The organism is Paraburkholderia fungorum, assembly GCF_902833645.1.
In the GTDB taxonomy this organism is placed as follows: Bacteria; Pseudomonadota; Gammaproteobacteria; order Burkholderiales; family Burkholderiaceae; genus Paraburkholderia; species Paraburkholderia fungorum.
On the sequence record NZ_CADFGE010000011.1, the window covers coordinates 153,610 to 171,551 of the forward strand.

Here is a 17,942-nt window from a genome sequence, read left to right on the forward strand (position 1 = left end):
GGCGCCGCGCGCGCCTCATCCGAATCGGGTATTACCCCGCTTGCAATGAGACGTTTTCTGCGCGCGCAATCTGACAGAACCGCTCAACTCCGGGAAAACCTGCCCGGCTCAGAAACCTGTCAGCACCAGCTTGCCGATCGCGCGTCCCTCCTCGAGCAGTCGATGCGCCCGGCGCAGATTCTCCGCGTTGATCTTGCCGAGTTCCTGACCGACCGTGGTGCGCAACGTGCCCGCATCGACCAGGCGCGCCACTTCGGTCAGCAGCTTATGCTGCTCGATCATGTCGGGCGTGCCGAACATGGAACGCGTGAACATGAACTCCCAGTGGAACGCGGCGCTTTTCGCCTTCAATAATTCGACCGGCAGCGGCTGGCTATTCTCGACGATCGTGCAAATGCCGCCCTGCGGTTTGAGCACTTCGGCGGCGGCCGGGAAATTCCGGTCGGTATCGTTGAAGATCAGCACGTAATCGACCTGCTCGATGCCGAGTTTTTTCAACTGCGCGGGCATATCGCCGAAGTGATCGACGATATGATCCGCGCCCAGCTCGGTCGCCCACTTCGCCGACTCGGGACGCGAGGCGGTCGCGACCACCTTCAGCTTCGCCAGTTGTTTGGCCAGTTGAATGCCGATCGAGCCGACCCCTCCGGCCCCGCCGATGATGAGCACCGTGCGGCCTTCGTCCGCGCCTTGCGGCGAGACCCCGAGGCGATCGAAGAGCGCCTCCCAGGCGGTGATCGCGGTCAGCGGCAACGCGGCTGCGTGCGTGAAATCGAGCGACGCCGGCTTGCGCCCGACAATGCGCTCGTCGACCAGATGGAACTCGCTATTCGCACCTGGCCGCGTGATGCTGCCCGCATAGAAAACCGGATCGCCGACCTTGAACAGCGTCACGTCCGGCCCGACCGCCACCACCGTGCCGGCGGCATCCCAGCCGAGCACGCGCGGCGTTTTCTCGACGGTGTCTTTCGGCGCGCGCACCTTGTAGTCGACCGGGTTGACGGAGATAGCTTCGACCTTCACCAGCAAATCGCGGCCGCTGGCTTCGGGTTGGGGAATCTCGACGTCGACCAGAGACTCGGCTTGATCGATCGGCAAATAGCGATAGAGACCTACGGCTTTCATCACAACTCCTGTCGTTTCAAATGAGATTAAGAGACCGGCGATCGATTGCTGGCGGCGCCTTACCGCCGTGACTGCCAATCGACCGCATTGACGTCATGCTAAGGCGGTTCTTATTCTCAAAAAAGCGCCATAATGACTGAAACATCTTTTTGGATTTCAGAAGAATGGCCCATTCTGATGACCCGGCACAACCCGCCGCCAAAGCCAGCGTGAACCCGCGACACAACGAGCGTGAGCGGCTCGATCTGCTCGACGTCGCCCTATTCGTGCGAGCCGCCCTGCTCGCCAACGTGTCGGCGGCCGGCCGCGAATTCGGCCTGTCGGCGGCGGTGGCCAGTTCGCGCATCGCGCAACTGGAAAAGCGCCTTGGCGCGCGGCTCCTGCACCGGACCACTCGCCGCATCAGTCTCACGCAGGATGGCGAGGTGTTCATGAGCCGCGCCCAGACGCTGCTCGACGCGGCCGATGCCGCCCGCGCTTCGGTGGGACGCGCGCAGGCCGAGCCGCAGGGGCGCTTGCGAGTCTCCATGCCGTCATCGTTCGGGCGGCAGCATGTGTCGCCGGTGATCAGCGAATTTCTGCGCCGCTATCCCGGCGTGAGCGTCGATCTACGGCTGACGGATCAACTGGTCGATCTGGTCGACGCCGGTATCGACGTCGCAATCCGCGTCGGCGTGCTCAAGGATTCGTCGCTGGTGGCGCGGCGCCTCGCCGTGAACCGGCGCGTGCTGTGCGCCGCCCCCGCCTACCTCGCCGCGCACGGCACGCCGCACCATCCTTCGGACCTCGCCCGGCACGAATGCATGATCCTGTCCGACCAGCGCGACTGGGCCTTCGTCACGCCCACCGGCCCGCTCGAAGTGCGGGTGAGCGGACGCCTCGTCGTCGACAACGGTGAAGTCATTCGCGACGCGTTGCTGGCCGGGTTCGGCATCGCGCTCAAATCGACCTGGGATGTCGCGCCCTACCTGCGTAGCGGTGAACTGGTGAGCGTACTCGACGCCTATCCGCTCGCGGAGCAGGTAGCGATCTGGGCGGTCTGTCCGAGCCGTGCATTCCTGCCGCCGAGGACGCTCGCATTCATCGAGTTCCTCGCCGCGCATTTCGGCGACCCGCCGTATTGGGATGTGGAACCGGAGTGAGCCGCTCCGCTCAATGCGCGTGGCGCACCGTCAGTGCTAGCCGCGCCCGCCACCGCCGGTTTTGTGATCGGAGTTGACGTCCGCGTGCGAGTCATTCTGGGTTTTCTGCTGATACTCGTCGCCGCCGCGGCGGTCCGTGTCCTTCAGGCCGCGCTCGATATCGCTATGCGCCTGCTTGCCGACGCCGCGCGGACCGCCTTCATGCTGCGACTCCGGATCCTGATCGGCCTCGTGCGGCAACGGTGCCGACGCCTCCTCGAGAGGACGCTTCTTCGTGTGCGGATCGGCCTGCTTGTCGCCGTCGGATGATTGCGGTGAGGTCTTCATCGTTTGCTCCTCTTTCAGGTTGAATAAGGCTGGCTGGATCCATTCACTGCGCTTCGTCCAGACGTTTTTTCATTGCCGCCGTAATGCGCTGGCGCGTCTTCGCGTAGCCCTCCCACGGGTCGCGCTTCAGATCCTTGAGACGTTCGTGCACGTTTTCGACGGTCCACTGATCGCCGCTCGTCGTGGTCGCGACTTCGTCCCATGCAAGCGGCACCGAGACCCCCAGCCCCGGCCGGGCGCGCGCCGAGAAAGCAGCTACCGTGCTCGAGCCGCGGTTGTTGCGCAGGTAATCGACAAAGATCTTCCCCTTGCGATTCTGCGCCCCCATCTTCGCGCTGAAATGCGTGGGCAACGTCGTCGCCATATGCTGGGCGACCGCTTGCGCAAACGCTTTTACATCGTCCCAGCCGGCGTGCTTCGCGAGCGGCACTACCACGTGGAAACCTTTGCCGCCGCTCGTCTTGCAGAACGAGGTCAGTCCGAGCTCTTCGAGCAGTGAACGCGTCAGTTGCGCGGCTTCGATCATCCGCTCCCACCCGAGCGACGCGTCGGGGTCGAGATCGAACACCATGCGATCCGGTTTTTCGATGTTCGACACCAACGCATTCCAGGTATGAAATTCAACGGTACCCATTTGGGCGGCGCCGACCAGCGCCTTGAGTGTGTCGACCGTGATCAGCGGCGGATGGCCGGGGTCGAGCCCGGGATGCTGCGTGACGTTGGGGATCGACAGTTTCTGGCTGTGCTTCTGGAAAAACAGTTCGCCGCCGATGTCCTCAGGCGCGCGCACCAGCGATACCGGCCGGTCATGCAGATGCGGCAGCATCCAGTCGGCGACCGATTCGTAGTAGTGCACGAGATCGATTTTCCGGGCGCCGGTGCTCTTATCGATGATGCGGTCGGGATGCGAGACGCGCACGCCGGCGACTTCGGCTGGTCCCGCGGCATTCTTTGATTTCGACGTGCGCTTCTTCGGCACGGTTTCGGATGCGGCATCGGTTCGCTCTTGCACGTCGGCTCCTTGACGAGGATCTTCCTTGATGATTTGCCGTGCCGGTTTGTCGTTACGCAGACTCACGAACGACGCCTGCCGCACAATGCCGTCGCTCGTCCATTCAGCGAAGTTGCATTCGCAGACGAGCACCGGCTCGACCCAGTGCACCGGCGTGCGGCTGCGCTCGCGCGGCGTGCTGGCGAATGGCATCTGCCTGGTTTCGTGCGCGTCGAGCGCCTTTTTGACCGAGGCCAGCAGTGCAGCGTCGAACCCTGTGCCGACGCGTCCTGCGTAGCGCAATTTGCCCGCGTCGTCGTAGATGCCGAGCAATAACGCGCCGAACGCCGCACGGCTGCCGGACGGCTCCGAATAGCCGCCGATCACGAACTCCTGGCGCCGCCGGCACTTCAATTTGATCCACGCGGACGAGCGTCCCGACACGTAGCCGCTATCGCGCCGTTTGCCGATAATCCCTTCGAGCGCTACGTCGCACGCGCTCTTCAATAGTTCGTCGGCACTGAACGCGAAGTCGTTGGAGAAGCGGAGCACGCCGCCGTCGTGCTTGTCCCCGTTATGCTTATCCTTGTCGTGCTTATCCATTACCGCGCGCAAAATCGCGCGACGCTGTTCGAGCGGCACATTGCGCAAGTCGTAGCCGTTCAGAAACGGAACGTCGAACAGATAGATCACAATGTCTTGCGGACGGTTCGAATCAAACGCGTTCTGCAGCGCCTGAAAATTCGGCAGACCGTTTTCATCGAGCACCACGGCTTCACCGTCGAGCCAGCCGCTTTCGATGTCGAGTTGTTCGAACGCCTTCACCTGCTCGCCGAACTTCGCGGTCCAGTCGTTGCCCGCGCGCGTGAAGACCTTGACCGCACGGGTCTTCGCTTTTCGATCGATGCGGGCTAGCACGCGATAACCGTCGAACTTGATTTCGTAGGCCCATTCGTCGCCGGGTGGCGCGGTGTCGACGAGCGTCGCCAGTTGCGGCTTGAACGTGGCGGGTAACGCGGCTTTGACCGCGCCTTCGATCGAAGGGGAAGCGATAATCGCCTGCGTTGTGCGCGCCTTCCTGCTTGCGCTTGCGTTCCCGTTTGCAGACTCGCTTGGGGTCTTCGTTGCGGTCTTCGTTGCGGTCTTCGTTTTCTTCGCGCGCCCGCCGGGTCCGGGCCGCCCTTCAGTTGGCGCACTGCCGTTCAATACGCTGCCTGGCAGCGCCGTTACGACGTCGTATTCATTCTCGCTACGGGCTTCGTCGTCGCGCTCCTTGATCAGCAGCCACTGCTCCTTGTCGCCGCTTCCGCGCATGTGGCTGCGCACCAGCGTCCAGCCGCCGTGTAGTTTTTCGCCGTGGAGATGGAATTTGAGCTTGCCCGCCTGATACGACTTCGCGGCTTGCGCTGCGCCGCCGTTCGGCTCCCACGTTCCCCGGTCCCATACGATCACCGTTCCCGCACCGTAGTGCCCCGGCGGAATCTCGCCTTCGAACGAGCCATATTCGACTGGATGATCCTCGACATGCACCGCGAGCCGCTTCACCGACGGGTCGAGGCTCGGCCCCTTGGGCACCGCCCACGACAGCAAGGTGCCATTCAGTTCGAGCCGGAAGTCGTAGTGCAGGCGCCGCGCGTGGTGCTCCTGAATCACATACGCCAACGCCTCGTTCGATGCGCGCGCCGCCGTCCCGCGACCCTTCTTACGCGCAGCGGCGCCCGGCGGCTCCGGAGTTTCGTCGAAGCGCCGCTTGCGGTTGTACAGATCGAGCCGGTCTTTCATGGCGGTGAGTATGTCGTGGGTCGAGCCAGCGAGGGGTTAGCGGTCCGGCGTTCGATCAGGCAGCCGCGCGCCGTTTGTGCGCCGACGGCACCGCCTTCGCACTGGCGCCGCCCCGCTTCCCGCCACCGCCTCGGCTCGTCCCTGCCGAACGCGCCGCGCGCGGCTTCTTACGTGCTCGCGTGGCCGGTTCGGCACCCGCATCGGTGGTATCGGTGGTATCGGCAGCCTCGTCGTCATCGTCCGTCGCGTGCTTGCGCGCACCCGCCGCCGGTTTACCCTTGCCCCGGCCCAGGCTGCGCTTGAGCAGGTCGGATAGATCGAGAATATCGGCGGATCGGCGCGATTCGCGCGGCGCTTCGACTTCGGTGATTTCCTCGGTCTTTCCCGCACGAATTTTGCGCTCGACCAGCGCCATGATGTCGTCGTGAAACGTATCGTGATACTGCGATGGGTCCCACTTATCGCTCATGTCGTTGATCAGCTTCTTCGCCATGTCGAGTTCGCGCGCGCTGACGCCGGCCGCCTTCATCCCTTCGGGCGGCAGTTTGAACTCGTCGAAATCGCGGACCTCGGCGGCCCAGCGCAGGGTATTCAACGCCAGCATCGGCCCGACCGGAATCAGTGCGGCGAGATGCTGCTTGTTGTGCAGTACGACGCTCGCCACGCCGATCTTGCCCGACGCTTTCATCGCCTCGCGCAGCAGCGCGTACACCTTTTCGCCCTTGCGATCGGGCGTCAGGAAGTAAGGCGTGTCGAGATAGAGGAACGAGATGTCCGGGGCGTCGACGAATGCGAGGATATCGACCGTCTGCGTCGACTCGGGATTGGCCGCGCGAATTTCATCGTCCGATAGGACGACGTACTTGTCCTTTTCGTACTCGAAACCGCGCACGATGTTATCGCGCGCCACTTCCTTGCCGGTGCGCTTGTTGATCTGCTTGTAGCCGATCGGATCGATCGTGCGCTTGTCCAGCAGATTGAAGCCGACTTTCTCCGACTGCGTCGCCGGATACAATTGCACCGGTACGTGGACAAGGCCGAAGCTGATCGCGCCCTTCCATATCATGTGTGCCATCGTGCGCTCCCCAAGGCCTAGGATCTTGGGTGAAGCAGCAAGCGTGCCACGATTTTCTATGCTGTCACGGGTGCGGCGCCGCGCGGGCTGTCACGGTTTCTGGCGCAATCGCCGCCCGCGCAGCACCGGCTCACACGGGCAGCGGCTGTAAGTCTTGCGTGATGTCGGCAAAAGATACGGCGCTGATGGAGGCTTCAACGGTGCGTGTTGAGCGGTGTTCGACATCCGCCGATCTTCATCCACCGCTCGCGGGTTCGAGTTCGACCGGCACCGCGGCAAAGCCGCGAAACCGTACGCGTCCGCCGCGGGTCGGTTCGCCGTCGAGACGGTACGCCGGAAAGCGCTGCACGAAGCGTCCAATGGCGATCCGCGCCTCGAGTCGCGCGAGCGACAAGCCCGCGCATTGGTGAATACCGAAGCCGAACGCCAGATGGCGGTTCGGATCGCGGCGGATGTCGAAGCGATCGGGCTCCGCGAACTGTTCAGGGTCGCGATTGGCCGCGCCGATGCACAGCGTGACGGGCGTCCCGCGTGGCACTGCCAGACCGCCGATCTCCGTGTCCACGGTTGCCATCCGGTTGCCCAGCTGATTCGAACTCTCGAACCGCAAACACTCTTCGACCGCCGACTCGACGAGCGACGGCTCGCGCTGTAAGGCAGCGCGTTGCTCCGGCCATTCAGTGAGCGTAACGAGACCGTTGCCGATCAGATTCGTCGTGGTCTCGTGGCCGGCGTTCAGAATGAAAATGCAGTTTTGCAGCAGTTCCGCTTCCGATAATTGCTCACCGCCCTGCTCGCCCTGGATCAGGCGCGTCAGCACATCGTGCTGCGGATCGCCGGGCTCGCGCCGGCGCCGCGCCACCAGATCGCGCAAATAGTCGATGAATTCGCTAACCGCGCGGTTGCCGCGTTCGAGTTGCGCCTCGCTCAGCGACGGTTCAAGCGCGCCCAGTATCGCCAGCGACCAGTCGCGCAACGGTTCGCGCTCGGCGTGCGGCACATCCAGCAGATTGCCGATGACCTCGACCGGAATCGCCGACGCGAACTCGCCGATCAGATCGATCCGGCCACGCGCCGCAGCGGCATCGAGCAAGCCGTCGACAAGCCGGATCAGCCCCGGCTCCATGGCCGCGATCGCGCGCGCCGTCAGCGCGCCGGCGATCAGTTTGCGCACCCGCGTGTGCCGCGGCGGATCGTTGAAGACGAGGCTGGTGGTGTGATGGGCGTAGAGCGGAGAGTCGCCGTATTTCGGCTTGAACTCGACGGTCTTGTCGGAACTGAACGTTTTCGGGTCGCGGTAGACCGCTTGCACGTCGCGAAAACGTGTCAGAAACAGTGAGCCGTCCGGCATGCGTTTGACCGGGTCATAGGTGCGCAACGCGTGGTAGACCGGGTACGGATCGGCATGGAAGGTGGGGCTCAAATGGCGCAGATCGAAATCGCGCGCGAGGCTGGACGCGTCACTGGCGGTCGCGGGGGGCATGTCTTGTCTCCGTGTGGTAATCCGCCGCTTCGCAGGCGTCAATGCGTGCCGTGTGCGGCTCGCCGCGCGTCTCCTGGGCGCTTGCGGAACCGACCAGGGACCGCTCGCCTGCGGGGCGTCGTTCGAAGCGCCAGTATGACGCGGCGGCTCGATGATTGCACGGTGGAATGCCTGGCGGCACACGCGATGGGCTGCCTCGCGGGTTTCCATGCCGGTCCGGCTATCCGCGCCTAACGGATAGCGCACGGGTAGCGCACCGCCGAACCGTTACAATGGCGGGATTTTCCGCGCGAACCGCGCGCCTGTCCCTTTCTGCGTCAATGCGTCGTCGTCCATGAACCTCGTCATCCAAAGCACCGCGCCTCTTTCCGCCGACCACCACAAAACGCTCGTCGCCCTCGCGCGTGGCTCGCACGCCGCCGTCATCGACGCGAACGCGATTCGCATCGCCAACGCGAACCTTGCACAGCGCGCCGACCTCGAGGTCTATTGCGGCACGCACCAATTGGACTACGCGTTTGTCGAACCTGGCCGCCAGCTGCGTGACTTCGGCCTCGTCGCGATGGACATGGACTCGACGCTGATCACGATCGAATGCATCGACGAAATCGCCGACTTCTGCGGTTTAAAAGCGGAAGTCGCAGCGATCACTGAAGCGTCAATGCGCGGCGAGATCAAGGACTTCAACGAAAGTTTGACGCGCCGCGTGGCACTGCTCAAGGGACTCGACGCCGGCGCGCTCGAACGCGTTTATGACGAACGGCTGCAACTCTCGCCCGGCGCCGAGCAGATGCTGGCCGGTGCGAAAGCCGCGGGATTGAAAACACTGCTCGTGTCCGGCGGATTCACGTTCTTCACCGAGAAACTGAAGGCCCGGCTCGGTCTCGATTTCACTCGCGCGAATACGCTCGAGATCGTTGATGGCAAGTTGACCGGTAACGTGATCGGCGAGATCGTCAACGCTGACGTGAAAGCACGCACACTGCGCGAGACATGCGCCCAACTGGGTATCGAACCGACCCGCGCGATTGCGATGGGTGACGGTTCGAACGATCTGAAAATGATGGCCGCCGCGGGACTTTCCGTCGCATTCCGCGCGAAGCCGGTAGTGCGCGAAGCCGCCAGCGTGGCGTTCAATTACGTTGGACTGGATGGGTTGCTGCGGTTGTTCTGAAACTTTGGTTTTGCGTTGGCCGGCGTAATGGCGGCCAACGCGGAGACGAGCGTTATTTTTTCAGAAACCTTGTTCAGAAACCAATTGCAAACACGCCCAGCATGTAGATCGCTGTGGCGCATATCACGACGGTTGACCATTTCAGAACGCGGGCGTAATTTTCGTCAGACTCCAGATACGTAAAAATTTTGTGCATGAGTGCCTCCCGTAAGCAGACCAGTATAAAACCTACGTTATCTAGAAAATCTAAATCAGGCGCACGTGCAGGATTGCAAACAAAATAGCAGCGAGAGACGTGGTGAGAATCGAAATCCCAATCGCCACGCGCGATAACGCCCCTGCGACAAACCGTTTCTGTCTGTCATGAATGCACGTAGCCATCCGCTCGTGATGTGCATTCACGAGGGACGACATCACGATCGTCGAACAGACGAACGCCAGCACGCAGAATCCGGCGATAGCAAGCGCGAGAATAGCCGCCACACCACTTCCCCACTCGAGCGCGTTCACCGCCTCATAAACCGCAGCCGCACATAGCCCGATTGCGCACCAGAACAGTTGACCGTCTTGCACCGATGCGGCGATCAACCTCATCGCGACGCGCCAGCCGTGCGTGGGTGCGACGAGCGCCAGCGTAAAGATCGGGCCGACAATCGGCACGCCAAGATTCAGCAACATCCAGAAAAATAGATTCATCGAAACTCACCATCGTGCGATATTCGTTAGTCACGGTACGCACCATCGTAGCGTCGAGATCCGGCATCGACCATTCGGCCGAATGGTTAGGCTTACTAGTTATCTTGACAAACTAAAAAGCCCATCGGGCACCGGTCCCGATGGGCTTGGTCAAGCTTCAACAATCAGCCTCGCAGCTCAAATACTTACCCCAGCGCCACCAGACACTGTTCGATATCCGCGCGCAAATCGGCCTCGTCTTCCAGACCGATATAGAAGCGCACCAACGTACCGCGATACGGCCATTGGCCTTCCGTGCGCATCGAGACGACGTCATACGGCATCGCAAGACTGTGCGCGCCGCCCCAGCTCCAGCCCAGCGAAAACAGTTCGAGCGACTCGCAGAACGTGTCGATTTGCGCGGCGCTGTACCTTGCGTCGAACACCACGGAGAACAAGCCACCCGCGCCGGTAAAGTCGCGCTTGAAAAATTCATGCCCCGGACAGTCGGGCAAGGCCGGATGCAAAACCGCGGCAATTTCCGGGCGCGTCTTCAACCATCTGGCCAATTCAAGCGCCGCCCGGTCATGCTGCTCGAAACGCAATCGCATGGTCGGCAGGCTGCGCAAAATCAACGAGCAATCATCCGACGACACACCGATACCCGTGCGCATGCGTGCTGCCTTCAGCTTCAGATGCAACTCGCGATCGACGGTGATCGTCGCACCCATCAGCACGTCGCCGCCACCTGACTGGTACTTGGTCAAGGCCTGCACCGAAATATCGACGCCGTGGTCGAACGGCCGGAAACCGAGCCCCGCCGACCAGGTGTTGTCGATCGCCGTGACAACGTTACGCGCGCGTGCAGCCGCGGCAATGGCCGGCACGTCGGGTACTTCCATCGTGACCGATCCGGGTGCTTCCAGCCAGACCAAACGCGTATTCGGCTGGATCAGGTCCGCGATCCCGGCGCCGATCATCGGATCGTAGTAGCGCGCGATAATGCCGAAATCGCGCGCCAGCCAATCGCCGTGGTCGCGGTTCGGCGAATAGACGTTATCGGGAATCAGCACGTCGTCGCCGGCCTTCACGAGGCCGAAGTACACGTTCGAAATCGACGACAGCCCCGATGGCTGCAACAGCGCGTGATTGCCGCCTTCGATCGTGGCAAGGCGCTGCGCGAGCGCCAGCGAAGTCGGTGTGGCGTGCAGGCCATAGCGCCATTGCGCGTCGTTTTTCCAGTCGAGCGCGCGCATCGTCGCGAGATCGGGGAACACGACCGTCGAAGCACGCGTAACCGGCATCGAAAAAGATTCGAAACCCGGCGTGAGTTGATCTTCGGCACGCACGACACGGGTTTGCAGGCTGCGTTTGAGTTTGGATTGGGTCATGGTGTCAATAGGCCTCATTCGCCGGTTTGCAGATTGCTGACTCCGCCGACGGCGTGAGCGCCACTCGTCGCCGCAGCGGGCGTTGCGGCACCGCTGGCATGCGGCGCGGCCGCTGCGCCGGCTCCGGCTGAGGCGGCCGGCACGGGCTGCCCGGCCGCCAGCGGTTTCAGATCGAACGGCTGCGGGTCGGAATCGTCGACGTTCATCCGGTCGCCCGCCACCGAACCGTCGGCGGCAAACTTGCCCACCCAGTTTCCGGTGATATGCGTGCCGTCGTTCGATTCCTCGACTTCGAGCGTGTCGCCATCGCGGTCGCCCGCGATCAGGATCACTTCGCCGGTATCGGTGTACTGATACTCGCCGTGCACGCCAGCGGGGTCGTCGGTTTTCGCGCCGAGCCGCAACACGATCTGCCGCGTGCCCAGCGTACCGACGTAGCGCGGAAACTTCGCGAACTCGGGGCTTGGCTTGAGCGGCAACTGAATCGGCGGGGGCGCCGCCAGTTCCTTCACCGCGTCGCTTTCCGCCCAGGCCTGCGCGGGCAGCATTGCTCCGGCGCTGGTACACAGGAGCGCGACTGCGCTCAATACGGCCCAGCCGCGCCGACGCATCGCACCCTTCATCGCTTTTGCTTCCTGCATCCGTTCATTCCTTGTTGCACGATACGGCTCGATGCCCGGTTTGTTAGCCGCTTGCTACCTGCCTGCTACCTGCCTGCTACGTGCCTATTGCCCGCTCACTGCCTGGCTTGGTTCAGCAGAGAGGAGCCAACGCGTTGCTGCGCGCCGCGCGGCCCCTGCCGCTGCTTCAGACCCGTTCGAAGATCGCAGCGATACCCTGCCCGCCGCCGATACACATCGTCACCAGCGCATAGCGGCCGCCAATCCGCTGCAATTCATACAGCGCCTTGACGGTAATCAACGCACCGGTCGCGCCGATCGGGTGGCCGAGCGAAATACCCGAGCCGTTCGGATTGACCTTGGCCGGATCGAGGCCAAGCTCCTTGCTGACCGCGCATGCCTGAGCGGCAAACGCTTCATTCGCTTCGATCACGTCGAGATCGGCAACCGTCAGGCCCGCGCGCTCGAGCGCCTTGCGTGTTGCCGGCACCGGACCGATACCCATGTATGCCGGATCGACACCTGCGTGGGCATACGAAACCAGCCGTGCCAACGGCTTGATGCCGCGCTTTTCAGCGACGCTGCGCTCCATCAGCACGACCGCGGCGGCGGCGTCGTTGATGCCCGACGCGTTGCCCGCCGTGACCGTGCCGTTTTCCTTCACGAACACCGGCTTCAATTTGGAGAAGTCTTCCGCCGTCGCGTTCATACGCGCGTGTTCGTCCGTATCGAACACGACGTCGCCCTTCTTCGAAGGAATCGTGATCGGCAGGATCTGGTCCTTGAAATAGCCGCTCGTAATCGCATGGGCCGCACGGCGATGCGATTCGAGCGCAAGCGCGTCCTGCGCTTCACGCGAGATTTCGTACTTGCGCGCGACGTTCTCGGCGGTCACACCCATATGGATCGACTGGAACGGGTCGTTCAGCGCGCCGACCATCATGTCGACGAGGCGCGCATCGCCCATGCGCTGACCGAAACGCGCAGCCGGCATCGAGTACGGCGCGCGGCTCATGTTTTCCGCCCCGCCGCCGATCGCAATGTCGGCATCGCCGAGCAGCACGCTTTGCGCGGCCGAGACGATGGCCTGCAGGCCCGAACCGCACAGGCGGTTGACCGTCAACGCCGGAGCATGTTGCGCAACGCCGCCGTTGATCGCCGCCACGCGGGCCAGATACATGTCTTTCGGCTCGGTATGCACGACGTTGCCGAACACCACGTGGCCCACTTCGTCACCCGACACGTTCGCGCGCGACAGCGCTTCACGCACGACGCGTGCGCCAAGATCCGTCGGCGGAAAATCCTTCAGGCTGCCGCCAAAACCGCCGATTGCCGTACGCACACCGCTTACCACCACTACGTCTCGTTGCATCGCCCGCTCCTCTCTTTAGTCTCCGAAGATGATCTTGCCTTGGCCGGGCTGCGGGGTGCGGCGAGCACCTCGCAGCGCGTTACCGTCAGCCGGCCAGGATGTGTTCGACTGTGGCCCGCAAAGGGATCGGCGCGACCGCGCCGTAACCTTGCGTGGACAGTGCAGCGGCGACGTTGGCATAACGCGCCGCCTGAAAAGGATCGTCACCCGCGACGATGCGCGCGATGAACGCGCCGCCGAAACAGTCGCCGGCGCCGGTCGCATCGACCGCATCGACGACGTGGCCCGGCACGACGCGCCGCTCGTCGGGCGTGGCAATGTACGAGCCTTCCTTGCCAAGCTTGAGCGCCACGACGCGCGGACCGCGCGACAGCAGAAAGTCGACGATCTCGTCACGGCCGGTCAGGCCGGTGAGTTCGGTCACATCGTCCCAGCTCGGCAGGCAGATGTCGGTTTGACGAATCGCCTCGAGCATCACCGCGCGCGCTCGGGCGAGCGGCCAAAGCTTCAGGCGCAGGTTGGTGTCGAAACTCACGCGCACACCGTTTGCCCGCGCATGTTCGATCGCCGCGAACGCCGCGTCGCACGCGCTCACACTGATCGCGAGACTGATGCCGGACAAATGGATGACTTTGGCCGCGGCGATCGCGTCGAGCGGCAAATCGTGCGGTGCGTAGCGGCTCGCGGCCGACCCCGCGCGCAGGTAGTCGAACGCATGACCCGCAGGACCGTGCGAGACGAAATAGACCCCGGTGGACGCGTGCGGATCGACGCGCACCAGCGACGGGTCAACCTGTTCGCGTTCCCACAGATCCACCAGCAGGCGCCCAAAATGGTCGCTGCCGACAGCCGACACGAAACCCGTCTTCGCGCCCTGCCGTGCTGCCGCGATGCAGAAGTTGGACGTATCGCCGCCGAAACCTTGCAGATAGTTCGGCTGATCTTTAGCCGACTGATTGAATTCGATCATTGCCTCGCCGAGCGCGAGGACTTCTAAAGGCCGGCTGTCCGGGGACCGGCCATCCGGCGTGCGGGCCATACTCACCGTCATTGCTTAAACCTCGCCCCACAGATCGTGGCCATCGGCACCGGTGATCTTCACCGAGACGAAATCGCCGACCTTGTAACGTTTGGACGCCTTGGTCGTCGGCGCGATATACACGACACCGTCGATCTCGGGCGCATCCGCAGCCGTACGGCCGATGCCGCCGTCCGCATTGATTTCGTCGACCAGCACTTTCAGCGTCTTGCCGACCTTCTTCGCGATCCGTTTGGCCGACACTTCTTCGGCCACTTCCATGAAACGCGCGCGACGTTCTTCACGCACTTCATCGGGCAATGCGCCGTCGAGTTCGTTGGCGCTCGCGCCTTCGACCGGCGAGTAGGCAAAACAGCCCACCCGATCCAGTTCCGCCTCGCGAATGAAATCGAGCAGCGTCTGGAATTGCTCTTCGGTCTCACCGGGGAAGCCGGCGATGAACGTGCTGCGGATCGTCAGATCGGGGCACATTTCGCGCCACGCCTTTACGCGCTCCATCACCTTTTCGGCGTTCGCCGGGCGCTTCATGCGCTTTAGCACTTCCGGATGCGCGTGCTGGAACGGCACGTCCAGATACGGCAGCACGTGGCCCTTGAACGGACCTTCGGCCATCAGCGGAATGACTTCATCGACGCTCGGATACGGATACACATAATGCAAGCGCACCCATGCGCCGTATTGCGCCGCGAGTTCGCCCAACGCGGCCACCAGATCGGTCATGCGCGTCTTGATCGGCTTGCCGTTCCAGAAACCGGTGCGGTACTTGACGTCGACACCGTACGCGCTCGTGTCCTGCGAAATCACCAGCAGTTCCTTCACGCCGGACTTGAACAGGTTCTCCGCTTCGAGCATCACGTCGGCGACCGGGCGCGACACGAGGTCGCCGCGCATCGACGGGATAATGCAGAACGTGCAGCGGTGGTTACAGCCTTCGGAAATTTTCAGGTACGCATAGTGGCGCGGCGTGAGCTTCACGCCGGCGGCCGGCACCAGATCGACGAACGGATCGTGCGGCTTCGGCAAATGGTTGTGCACGGCCTGCATCACTTCGCCGAGCGCGTGCGGACCGGTCACGGCCAGCACCTTTGGATGCACTTCTTCGATCAGGTTCGAGCCGCTCGCGCTCTGCTTTGCACCGAGGCAGCCCGTAACGATCACCTTGCCGTTTTCGTTGAGCGCCTCGCCGATCGCGTCGAGGCTTTCCTGCACGGCTTCGTCGATGAAGCCGCAGGTGTTCACGACGACGAGGTCCGCGCCGTCGTACGTGCCGGAGATCTCGTAACCCTCGGCGCGCAACTGCGTGATGATCTGTTCGGAATCGACTAAAGCCTTAGGACAGCCGAGGCTGACGAATCCGACCTTCGGATTAGAAGGCGTCGGCACGGCGGGGGAAATGGTCTGCGACATAGGTGGGTCCGGCGTATAGCGGTAACGACAAATGGGGACGGTGCGGCAAGGCTGAGGGTCCAATGGCCATCAAGACCACAGCCCGGACAGCGTCCCGCGCACGCAACCCTTTATTGTACCGCGCCGAGGACCGCGTAGCCGGTCAAGTGGCGAGGCAGTGCCGGTTCGGGCAGACCGGAAGCCGCGTGCTGATGTGCCGGCATCGAACCGTCGACTGCGCGCGCACTTTCGATCACCTCAAGAATATCGCGAGAGTCGTGCAGGCGCCGGATCGCCGCATGCAGTTCGGCGGCCTGCGGCCAGGTCCGCTTCAGGTAGCTGAGCCACATTTTGACGCGTCCGTGCTCGTGGCGGGCCGCGACGCGGGCTGCCAGCTTTCTCAGATAGCCGGCCAACTGACCCAGCACGGCCGGCCATTCGTCAGCGGACGGCGTCCGGTCCATCACTCCGCGTATGCGCGAGGCGAGGAAAGGATCCGATACGGCACCTCGCCCGATCATCACGTCCGCGCAACCGCTGACCGCCCGGCACCGCTCCCAGTCGGCTACCGTCCAGACTTCGCCATTGGCGATGACCGGCACGTCCACCGCGTCGTCGATACGCGCGATCCATTCCCAGTGTGCCGGCGGCCGGTAACCATGGTCACGCGTTCTGGCATGCACGACAAGGGAGGCCGCGCCGCCTTCGGCCAGCGCCGCGGCGCAGTCGATCGCGAGCGACGTATCGGACACGCCGAGCCGCATTTTGGCTGTCACGGGGATGCCGGCAGGCACCGCAGCGCGAACGGCCGCAACGATCCGGTTCAGTTGTTCCGGGTGAGCCAGCAGCATCGCGCCGCCGCCGTGCCGATTGACGACTTTGGCGGGACAACCGAAGTTCAGATCGAGTCCATGCGGCGACAGCCGGGCCGCCTGGGCCGCATTTAGCGCCATCCATTCTGGATCGCTGCCGAGCAACTGGATCACCATCGGCGTGCCGAAGGGGGTATGGCCCCCGTGCAGGACTTCAGGCGTATCCCTCTCGTAGACACGCTCGGGAAGCACCGAACCCGTTACCCGGACGAATTCAGACACGCAGCCATCGAATCCGCCAGTGCTGGTCAGCACGTCGCGCAATACGTAGTCCGCCAGCCCTTCCATGGGCGCAAGGAAAAGCTGGTGGCTCATGCGAGAACGGCGCCCAGGCTGCGGCCGCGAATCGTCCGGTCAGCCAAGGCTGACAGGTCCAGCCCGGGAAATCGAAGGCTTAGGTGCGGCAAGAAAACGGCAACGGGTCGGCGACATGGATGGTACAGAGGACGGGCGCGCAGCGATCGCAATGGGAAAGGGAATGGCCACAAATGGAATTGAGCGGGGGATGTGAGACGCGGGGCTACGGGATCCAGGAATGGATCATGAGGATCGCCTGGACCACCCCGGGCCAGCACATGCAAGCTGCAATTGTACCGCGCTCGCGACTGTGCGCTTTCGAACGGAAGGCGGGTAGCCGGGCCGCCGCGCGGCAGTCGCCGTCACCCCCCTCTGGCGCAAGGTGCACGCCCCGCCGCCGCGTCCATGAGGCGGGCCTCCAGCGGGCGCGCCGGTCGCATCAGCGTTGGCGTCGTGCTTACTTCTTCTCCGGCTCCGGATTGCTTTGCGGATTAGCCGGCGCGCCCGGCGCTCCAGCCGCGTTCACCGGCCCGCCGGGCGTGAACGGAAAAGTCGCGAACATCGATTTCGCCTGGTTCTGCATCTGCTCCTGCATCTGCACGAACATGTTCTTTGACTGCTCGATATAGCTGGTCATCATGCCCTGCATCATCGGCGCCTGCATGTTCATGAACTGCGACCAGACTTCGGGGTTCATCGCCTTGCCTTCGTACAGATTCTTCGACTGGTCGGCGAGTTTCGCCTGAATGTCGATGAAGGCCTGGATGTTCTTCTCCAGATAGGTTCCCATCATGCCCTGCATCGCATGGCCGTAGAAACGGATAATCTGCGACAGCATCGACGACGAGAACATCGGCAAACCGCCGCTCTCCTCTTCGAGAATGATCTGCAACAGGATGGCGCGCGTCAGATCCTCGTTGCTCTTCGCATCGATGACCTTGAAATCCTCCTGATCCAGCACGAGCTGCTTAACGTCCGTCAGCGTGATGTACGTGCTTGTCTCGGTGTCGTAGAGCCGACGATTCGGATATTTCTTGATCAGTCGTTCGGCTGTTTTCTTTGTAGTAGTCATGTAACGCCTTTGAGCGCGAGTTGAGCGCGGAAACGGCGCCATACCGACTGCGCAATCGGGTTATTGCACAGTCGAGACGCCGCCGGAACCATCTGAGTCGAAACACGCCGCCTTGTGAG

General features: G+C 63.0%; 15 protein-coding genes. 2 read left to right on the forward strand and 13 right to left on the reverse strand.

Going from position 1 to position 17,942, the window contains the following annotated elements:
* Nucleotides 1-108: 108 nt before the first annotated feature.
* Nucleotides 109-1,125, reverse strand: a complete 1,017-nt coding sequence (locus HWX91_RS29105; RefSeq protein WP_028196613.1) for a zinc-binding alcohol dehydrogenase family protein — start codon at nt 1,123-1,125, stop codon at nt 109-111.
* A gap of 164 nt (nt 1,126-1,289) precedes the next feature.
* Here HWX91_RS29105 and HWX91_RS29110 point away from each other — a divergent pair, with 164 nt between their 5' ends.
* The gene (locus tag HWX91_RS29110; RefSeq protein WP_042274949.1) at nt 1,290-2,267 is read left to right on the forward strand and encodes a LysR family transcriptional regulator; all 978 of its coding nucleotides are present in this window, start codon (nt 1,290-1,292) and stop codon (nt 2,265-2,267) included.
* A 36-nt stretch (nt 2,268-2,303) separates the two neighbouring features.
* Here the strand turns inward: HWX91_RS29110 and HWX91_RS29115 are convergent, their stop codons facing one another.
* From HWX91_RS29115 to HWX91_RS29130, 4 genes are all read right to left on the reverse strand, one after another.
* The gene (locus HWX91_RS29115) at nt 2,304-2,594 is read right to left on the reverse strand and encodes a hypothetical protein (RefSeq protein ID WP_028196615.1); all 291 of its coding nucleotides are present in this window, start codon (nt 2,592-2,594) and stop codon (nt 2,304-2,306) included.
* A 43-nt stretch (nt 2,595-2,637) separates the two neighbouring features.
* Nucleotides 2,638-5,367: a DNA ligase D gene (gene ligD, locus HWX91_RS29120; RefSeq protein WP_028196616.1), complete on the reverse strand. Its 2,730-nt coding sequence runs from the start codon at nt 5,365-5,367 to the stop codon at nt 2,638-2,640.
* A 55-nt stretch (nt 5,368-5,422) separates the two neighbouring features.
* Entirely contained in the window at nt 5,423-6,442 is a 1,020-nt protein-coding gene (gene ku / locus HWX91_RS29125; protein WP_028196617.1) for a non-homologous end joining protein Ku, read from the reverse strand.
* A gap of 235 nt (nt 6,443-6,677) precedes the next feature.
* Nucleotides 6,678-7,925 (reverse strand): cytochrome P450, encoded by a 1,248-nt coding sequence (locus HWX91_RS29130; protein ID WP_028196618.1) that lies wholly within the window; start codon nt 7,923-7,925, stop codon nt 6,678-6,680.
* Nucleotides 7,926-8,259: 334 nt separating this feature from the next.
* Between HWX91_RS29130 and serB the strand changes: the two genes are divergently transcribed.
* Nucleotides 8,260-9,099 (forward strand): phosphoserine phosphatase SerB, encoded by an 840-nt coding sequence (gene serB, locus HWX91_RS29135; protein ID WP_028196619.1) that lies wholly within the window; start codon nt 8,260-8,262, stop codon nt 9,097-9,099.
* A gap of 246 nt (nt 9,100-9,345) precedes the next feature.
* On the opposite strand, the gene HWX91_RS29140 is transcribed toward serB, so the two are convergent.
* From HWX91_RS29140 to phaR, 8 genes are all read right to left on the reverse strand, one after another.
* A complete protein-coding gene (locus tag HWX91_RS29140) occupies nt 9,346-9,795 on the reverse strand; it encodes a hypothetical protein (protein WP_028196620.1) in 450 nt (149 codons plus the stop codon).
* 185 nt (nt 9,796-9,980) lie between these two features.
* The gene (locus tag HWX91_RS29145; RefSeq protein WP_028196621.1) at nt 9,981-11,165 is read right to left on the reverse strand and encodes a cystathionine beta-lyase; all 1,185 of its coding nucleotides are present in this window, start codon (nt 11,163-11,165) and stop codon (nt 9,981-9,983) included.
* 14 nt (nt 11,166-11,179) lie between these two features.
* Entirely contained in the window at nt 11,180-11,806 is a 627-nt protein-coding gene (locus HWX91_RS29150) for a hypothetical protein (RefSeq protein WP_028196622.1), read from the reverse strand.
* A gap of 166 nt (nt 11,807-11,972) precedes the next feature.
* On the reverse strand, nt 11,973-13,157 hold the full coding sequence (bktB, locus tag HWX91_RS29155) for a beta-ketothiolase BktB (RefSeq protein ID WP_028196623.1): 1,185 nt from the start codon (nt 13,155-13,157) through the stop codon (nt 11,973-11,975).
* Nucleotides 13,158-13,242: 85 nt separating this feature from the next.
* Nucleotides 13,243-14,208, reverse strand: a complete 966-nt coding sequence (locus tag HWX91_RS29160; RefSeq protein WP_028196624.1) for a sugar kinase — start codon at nt 14,206-14,208, stop codon at nt 13,243-13,245.
* A gap of 3 nt (nt 14,209-14,211) precedes the next feature.
* A complete protein-coding gene (gene rimO / locus HWX91_RS29165) occupies nt 14,212-15,603 on the reverse strand; it encodes a 30S ribosomal protein S12 methylthiotransferase RimO (protein WP_042274952.1) in 1,392 nt (463 codons plus the stop codon).
* 110 nt (nt 15,604-15,713) lie between these two features.
* Complete coding sequence (locus HWX91_RS29170) at nt 15,714-16,769, reverse strand: tRNA dihydrouridine synthase (protein WP_042274954.1); 1,056 nt, start codon at nt 16,767-16,769, stop codon at nt 15,714-15,716.
* Nucleotides 16,770-17,208: 439 nt separating this feature from the next.
* Nucleotides 17,209-17,823 (reverse strand): polyhydroxyalkanoate synthesis repressor PhaR, encoded by a 615-nt coding sequence (gene phaR / locus HWX91_RS29175; protein WP_028196626.1) that lies wholly within the window; start codon nt 17,821-17,823, stop codon nt 17,209-17,211.
* Nucleotides 17,824-17,942: the final 119 nt, after the last annotated feature.

What these genes read in the sequence shown, in the direction of transcription:
- bktB (WP_028196623.1), bottom strand. Translation starts at nt 13,157, where the DNA reads ATGCAACGAGACGTAGTGGTGGTAAGCGGTGTGCGTACGGCAATCGGC.
- HWX91_RS29145 (WP_028196621.1), bottom strand. Translation starts at nt 11,165, where the DNA reads ATGACCCAATCCAAACTCAAACGCAGCCTGCAAACCCGTGTCGTGCGT.
- phaR (WP_028196626.1), bottom strand. Translation starts at nt 17,823, where the DNA reads ATGACTACTACAAAGAAAACAGCCGAACGACTGATCAAGAAATATCCG.
- rimO (WP_042274952.1), bottom strand. Translation starts at nt 15,603, where the DNA reads ATGTCGCAGACCATTTCCCCCGCCGTGCCGACGCCTTCTAATCCGAAG.
- ligD (WP_028196616.1), bottom strand. Translation starts at nt 5,367, where the DNA reads ATGAAAGACCGGCTCGATCTGTACAACCGCAAGCGGCGCTTCGACGAA.
- ku (WP_028196617.1), bottom strand. Translation starts at nt 6,442, where the DNA reads ATGGCACACATGATATGGAAGGGCGCGATCAGCTTCGGCCTTGTCCAC.
- HWX91_RS29105 (WP_028196613.1), bottom strand. Translation starts at nt 1,125, where the DNA reads ATGAAAGCCGTAGGTCTCTATCGCTATTTGCCGATCGATCAAGCCGAG.
- serB (WP_028196619.1), top strand. Translation starts at nt 8,260, where the DNA reads ATGAACCTCGTCATCCAAAGCACCGCGCCTCTTTCCGCCGACCACCAC.
- HWX91_RS29160 (WP_028196624.1), bottom strand. Translation starts at nt 14,208, where the DNA reads ATGACGGTGAGTATGGCCCGCACGCCGGATGGCCGGTCCCCGGACAGC.
- HWX91_RS29140 (WP_028196620.1), bottom strand. Translation starts at nt 9,795, where the DNA reads ATGAATCTATTTTTCTGGATGTTGCTGAATCTTGGCGTGCCGATTGTC.
- HWX91_RS29150 (WP_028196622.1), bottom strand. Translation starts at nt 11,806, where the DNA reads ATGCAGGAAGCAAAAGCGATGAAGGGTGCGATGCGTCGGCGCGGCTGG.
- HWX91_RS29170 (WP_042274954.1), bottom strand. Translation starts at nt 16,769, where the DNA reads ATGAGCCACCAGCTTTTCCTTGCGCCCATGGAAGGGCTGGCGGACTAC.
- HWX91_RS29130 (WP_028196618.1), bottom strand. Translation starts at nt 7,925, where the DNA reads ATGCCCCCCGCGACCGCCAGTGACGCGTCCAGCCTCGCGCGCGATTTC.
- HWX91_RS29110 (WP_042274949.1), top strand. Translation starts at nt 1,290, where the DNA reads ATGGCCCATTCTGATGACCCGGCACAACCCGCCGCCAAAGCCAGCGTG.
- HWX91_RS29115 (WP_028196615.1), bottom strand. Translation starts at nt 2,594, where the DNA reads ATGAAGACCTCACCGCAATCATCCGACGGCGACAAGCAGGCCGATCCG.